At 72.6% G+C, this 5,457-nt stretch carries 5 protein-coding genes and 1 tRNA gene; 4 read left to right on the top strand and 2 right to left on the bottom strand.

Annotation, left to right across the window (positions count from 1 at the left end):
• Both HMPREF3099_RS06465 and HMPREF3099_RS06460 read left to right on the top strand, forming a co-directional pair.
• The coding region (locus HMPREF3099_RS06465; protein ID WP_371327513.1) for an alpha/beta hydrolase at positions 1 to 1,499 on the top strand (1,499 nt) is incomplete at its 5' end.
• A 91-nt stretch (positions 1,500 to 1,590) separates the two neighbouring features.
• Positions 1,591 to 1,664 (top strand) — tRNA-Thr (locus HMPREF3099_RS06460).
• Positions 1,665 to 1,717: 53 nt separating this feature from the next.
• Here HMPREF3099_RS06460 and HMPREF3099_RS13450 read toward each other — a convergent pair.
• Positions 1,718 to 2,434, bottom strand: a complete 717-nt coding sequence (locus tag HMPREF3099_RS13450) for an LppP/LprE family lipoprotein (RefSeq protein ID WP_237769775.1) — start codon at positions 2,432 to 2,434, stop codon at positions 1,718 to 1,720.
• Here HMPREF3099_RS13450 and HMPREF3099_RS13445 point away from each other — a divergent pair.
• Entirely contained in the window at positions 2,391 to 2,996 is a 606-nt protein-coding gene (locus HMPREF3099_RS13445; protein ID WP_237769777.1) for a hypothetical protein, read from the top strand. The genes HMPREF3099_RS13450 and HMPREF3099_RS13445 overlap by 44 nt on opposite strands.
• A 109-nt stretch (positions 2,997 to 3,105) precedes the next feature.
• Here the strand turns inward: HMPREF3099_RS13445 and HMPREF3099_RS06445 are convergent, their stop codons facing one another.
• Positions 3,106 to 3,696 carry an inorganic diphosphatase gene (locus tag HMPREF3099_RS06445; RefSeq protein ID WP_070705232.1) on the bottom strand — a complete coding sequence of 197 codons (591 nt, stop codon included), beginning with the start codon at positions 3,694 to 3,696 and terminating at the stop codon, positions 3,106 to 3,108.
• Between the two features lie 72 nt (positions 3,697 to 3,768).
• On the opposite strand from HMPREF3099_RS06445, the gene HMPREF3099_RS06440 reads away from it, so the two are divergent.
• Entirely contained in the window at positions 3,769 to 5,358 is a 1,590-nt protein-coding gene (locus tag HMPREF3099_RS06440; RefSeq protein ID WP_070705231.1) for a D-alanyl-D-alanine carboxypeptidase, read from the top strand.
• Positions 5,359 to 5,457: the final 99 nt, after the last annotated feature.

Below are 5,457 nucleotides of genomic sequence, written 5' to 3'. Positions count from 1 at the left end.
TCGGGCTGGGCCTGGCCGGCTGCCAGCCCGGTGGCGGGCCGCTGCCCGACGACCTGCGCAGCCCCGGCACCGAGGGGTCCCTGCCCGCCCCGCCGGCCGAGCTGTCCCGCTTCTACGAGCAGCAGCTGCAGTGGGAGCGGTGCGACGGCGGGGAGTGCGCGGAGCTGGAGGTGCCGGTGGACTACGACCGGCCCGACGGGGAGACGATGCGGCTGGCCCTCTTCCGGGTGCGGGCGGGCGACGACGAGCACCGCATCGGGTCGCTCGTGCTCAACCCCGGTGGCCCCGGGGCCAGCGGCGTGGACTACGCGCAGGCGGCCGACCAGGTGGTGGGTCCGAAAGTGCGGCGCGTGTACGACGTGGTGGGCTTCGACCCGCGCGGCGTGGCCCGTTCCGAGGCCGTGGACTGCGTGGACGACCCCGGGCTGGACGCCCTGCTGGGCCTGGACACCTCCCCGGACGATGCCGCGGAGAGGCGTGAGGCGACACGCGTGCATAAGGCCTTCGCGCAGGGCTGCCGGGACCACCTCGGTGACCGGCTGGGCTCGGTCACCACCGCCAACGCCGCCCGTGACATGGACGTGCTGCGCGCCGCCCTGGGCGACCCGCGGCTGAACTACCTGGGGCTCAGCTACGGCACCCAGCTGGGCGCCACCTACGCCCAGGAGTTCCCCCGCCGCGTGGGGGCCTTCGTGCTGGACGGCATGCTGCCCACGGACCTGGATGCCACGCAGATCGCCATCGGGCAGGCCAAGGGTTTCGAGACCGCCACCGGTGCCTTCCTGGACTGGTGCGTCCAGGAGCGTTCTCGGTGCCCGCTGGGCGGTACGCGCGAGGAGGCCACCGCCGGCCTGCGGGAGCTGCTGCGCCGCATCGACGAGGAGCCCCCGCAGGTGGGGTCCGACCCGCGGGTCACGGAGCTGACCGTCGGCTGGGCCACCTACGGGCTGGCTGCCGCCATGTACGACGAGGGCAGCTGGGAGAGCCTGGCGCAGGCCCTGGAGGCGGCGCAGAAGGGGGACGGCCAGCGGCTGCTGGAGCTGGCCAACGGGTACGCCGACCGCACCGCCGACGGCGAGTACGCCTCCAACCTCATGGAGGCCTTCACCGTCTACTCGTGCAACGACCGCGCCGACGACACCTCCGGGCGCACCCGTGCGCAGGTGCGGGCCGCGTTCCGCCGGGAGGCGCCGCTGTGGGGCGACTTCCTCATGGGTGAGGGGTCCGCCTGCCAGGGCTGGCCGGTGAAGCCCGCCCAGCCGTTCGACGCCGTGGCCAAGGGCAGCGGACCCATCCTCGTGGTGGGCACCACCCGCGACCCGGCGACCCCGCTGGCGTGGGCGCGGCGCGCGGCCGAGGACTTCGAGAACGGGCACCTGCTGACGCTCGATGGCGACGGGCACACGGCCTACCGGCGCGGCAGCGACTGCGTCGACTCGGCGGTGGAGGGGTACCTGCTCACCGGTGAGGTGCCCGAGGGTGACGCCGCGCGCTGTTGAGCGGGTGTCTGCCGCGGCGGATTTCCGCCGCACGGCGGGGCACCGCTATAGTGGGCGCTCGCGTCACGCGCCCGGAGCGTGTGGAGCACCCGCCGCCTTAGCTCAGTCGGCCAGAGCGGTTCACTCGTAATGAACAGGTCATCGGTTCGATTCCGATAGGCGGCTCCGGCGCACGGAGGCCCCACCAGTAGGTGGGGCCTCCGTCGTGTGCGGGTGCGTCAGCGGGTCACGAACTCGCGCTTGTTCATCGTCATCGAGTGACCGCTCGCGGTGTTGGTGCACGTCAGGCCGGTCGACTCGGAGGCGCACGTGATGTCGCCGAAGGTCACGCTCTCCCCAGACTCGAGCACCTGGCCGGCCGGGCCGCCGTTGTCCCCGCGGTAGTTGGGGGCGTCGCCCTTGGCGGAGAGCCCCGCCGTGCCCTGCTCGGGCAGCGTCGCCCACCAGAGCGGCATGTCGTTCTCGGTGCCGTAGCGCTCGGAGTCGAGATAGGACTCGATGCCGCACTCCGCCCAGGTGCGGTGCAGCTCGCACCCGATCTTGTCGCTCGGGGTGAGGATGCGGGCCACGCCCTGGTGCACGACCTCGGGGGCCGCGCCACGGGGCGGGGTGTCACCGGTGTCCACGGGCGGGTCGGTGGGCTTCTCCCTGCCCTGCTCGGGGAGCTCCTCCTCCGTGGGCGGGAGGTCGCCGGCCATCACGACCTTCTGCGCGGACCCGTCCCACGTGAAGGTGCTGACCGCCCTGCCGGAGCGCGCGGCGTTCGACTCCCCGGGCTTCGGGTACAGGTACGTCACCTCGATGACGTCGTCCGCGCGCCTCCTCATGAGCTGCCCCATGCCCACGGGCTGTGCCGTCGCGGTTCCGAGGTACTCGCCCCGGTGGAAGAGCATGATCATCCAGGGTGAGCTCCCGGTGGCGTACTCGACGGTCACGGCGATGGGGGAGAGGTCTGCGCACGGGTCGTACAGCGAGGTGTCCGCGCCGTTGCTGTGCCACGTCCAGTCGCTCTCCCGGGCGTTGAGCTTCCGCAGGCCGTGGTGCAGGGCCCTCTCGGCACTCCTCGCTCCGCAGCCCTCCGCCTGCTCGGGTGAGGTGGAGGGTGAGGCGGTGGGGCGGGGTGACGTGGCCGACGGGGTGGGGGCCTGGCTGCTCGAGGTCTGGCTGCTCGGTGACGGCCCGGTCGATGCGCTCGGGGTGGCAGGGCTCGACGGGGACGCCTCTGAACGGCTCGGTGTGGGGGTGGCCCCAGCACCCGTGGTGGAGGGGGCCGCCGGTTCGGGGCTCGAGCTGGTCGGCCCGGGGGCGCTCTCCTCGGGGGTGGCCGATGACGTGGGGCTCACCTTCGGCGGCGCGCTGGGTTCGTCCGGCCCGGCGGGATCGGGTCCGCCGGAACAGGCGGTCAGGCTGAGCAGGCCGACGGTGGCCAGGGCAACCAGGCGGGACGGGACGGTGCGGTTCATGGGGCTCCCTCGAGTGTGTGTACTCGGACCCTAGGGCTGCGGTCTGTCGCCCGGCTTTCACCCGCAGCCCCCCGGACGACGACGGGGCGGGCGCGACCTCGTCGGTCGCACCCGCCCCGTCAGGCGTCGCACTGCTCGGTGGCTCAGGCCTCCGGCTTGTCGGCCTGCGACCCGCCCTCGGCGCGGTCGATCGAGCGCTCGGTGTCGTCGGCGTCGTGGCCCGGCAGCGGCCAGCGGGCGGTGGTCATGCCCTCGGCCTTGGCGCGGTCCAGCGCCTCGGTGATGATCTTCTCGGCGGCCGCGCGGTCACCCCAGTGCGAGCCCTCCTCCACGTACTTGCCCGGCTCCAGGGCCTTGTAGACCTCGAAGAAGTGGCGGATCTCGTCGAGGGTGAAGTCGGACACGTCGGAGGTGTCCTGGATGGCGTCGCGGCGCGGGTCGCCCGCGGCCACGCACAGCACCTTGTCGTCACCGCCGGCGTCGTCGACCATGTGGAACACGCCGACCGGGCGCACACGCACGATGCAGCCGGGGAAGGTCGGCTCGTCCAGCAGCACCAGCGCGTCCAGCGGGTCGCCGTCCTCGCCCAGGGTGTCCTCGATGTAGCCGTAGTCGGCCGGGTAGCGCATCGCCGTGAAGAGCAGGCGGTCCAGGCGGATGCGGCCCGTCTCGTGGTCGATCTCGTACTTGTTCTTGTTGCCGGCGGGGATCTCGACGGTCATGTCGAATTCCATGGAGCCTCCTTGGTTGGCGTCTACGCTGGGGCCAGTCTCCCCCATCCTGTGCGTGCGTCCGAAAGGTGCCCGGTGAAGTCCTCCCTCCGCAACACCCTCATCGCCTCGACCACGGTGGTGGCCCTCGTGGGCGCCTACGTGACGGCCGATGTCTACGACAAGGTGCCGGGAGTGCTCACCAACGCGCCGGCCCCCTCCGAGGGGGACAACGGCTCGCCCGACCTGCTCACCGCACGCGCTGGGTCCCCCGACGAGGCGGCCGCCGCCGGCCAGCCGGTGGAGGTGCTCGACCAGGCGATGGCGCCGGGAGCCGCCAACGCGGTGGTCGACGGCCCCACCGACGAGGAGGAGGTCAGGAAGATCGACGAGGGCCTGCCCGAGCGCAAGCCGGTCGTGGAGCACCTGGACAACTCCGGCCCGGCGCCCAGCAAGGAGACGGTGCGCAAGGCCCTGGGCGACACCATCGAGGCCGAGGAGCTGGGCTTCCTCTCCATGGACGTGCGCGACGCCGCCACCGGCGAGGTGCTCTTCCAGCAGAACGCCGACCGCCCCAACCACCTGGCGTCCATGACCAAGCTCGTCTCCACCGGCGCGGTGGTGCACTCCGGGTGGAATCTCGACCAGCGCCTGTCCACCCGCGCGCTGCTCGACGCGGGCGACAACATCGTCATCGTCTCCGGCGGCGACACGATGCTGTCGCGCGGCCACGGCGACCCGCTGGCCGTCGCCGGGCGAGCGGGGCTCAAGGACCTGGCCGAGCAGGTGGCCGCCGACCTCAAGAAGCGCCGCGAGGCCGGGGAGGACCTGCCCAAGACCTTCCGCGTGGCCCTGGACGACTCGCAGGCCGGCCCGAGCTGGTCGGAGGACTGGTCCGAGGTGGCCCTCAACGAGGGATGGACCGGCCGCGTGGTGATGATGCAGCTCTTCGACGACCGCGCCCGCCACCACCACCCCACCCCGGCCGACCCGGCGATGAGTGCCGCGGGCGCCTTCGCCCAGGCCCTGCACGACGTGGGCGTGCCGGTGGAGAAGTCGATCATCCGCACCAAGGCGAAGGCCAAGGGCGACCAGCTGGGCGTGGTGAAGTCCGCCCCGGTGCGCGACCAGTTGATCCACGCCCTGCAGATCAGCGACAACGCGCGGGTGGAGACCATCACCCGTCAGGCCGCCCTGGGTACCGGCGGGCTGTCGGTGGAGAAGTCGGGCCCGGCCGACGTGGGCCGCTGGGTGGTGGAGCAGACCAAGGACCGCGGTATCGACAACAGCGGCCACGAGCAGTTCGACGCCTCGGGGCTGACGAGCAAGAACAAGATCCCCGCGCACGTGCTGGGCGAGCTGCTGCAGAAGGGCGCCTCCGGGGAGGACGCGGAGTACCACACGATCCTCGCCAACCTCTCCATGGCAGGTCTCTACGGCACGCTCGCCCCGCGCTTCTACGGCGACGGACGCGAGGAGGCCCGCGGTTTCGTGCGCGGCAAGACCGGCACCCTGCCCATGGCCAGCGGCATGGCCGGCACCACGGTGACCAAGGACGGGCGCCTGCTGACCTTCGTGGTGAGCAGCGACGACTTCGAGCGCTCCACCCAGCCGATGGTGGCCCGCAAGTACACCGACGAGGTGGTGGCCGCGCTGCAGGGCTGCCAGTGCAACACCGGCCACTGAGCCACCCACCCGCGCGAGCCTGAGGTGCCCGGACCCCCGGTGGCCGTCGCGGCCGTGCGCCACGCGGTGCGCGCCCCGCTGGCCGAGGCCGTGGCCGCG

Origin of the sequence: Kytococcus sp. HMSC28H12, assembly GCF_001816045.1 — a bacterium.
In the GTDB taxonomy this organism is placed as follows: Bacteria; Actinomycetota; Actinomycetes; order Actinomycetales; family Dermatophilaceae; genus Kytococcus; species Kytococcus schroeteri.
Note: the sequence above shows the minus strand (reverse complement) of the source record. Positions and strands in the feature narration are given on the sequence as shown.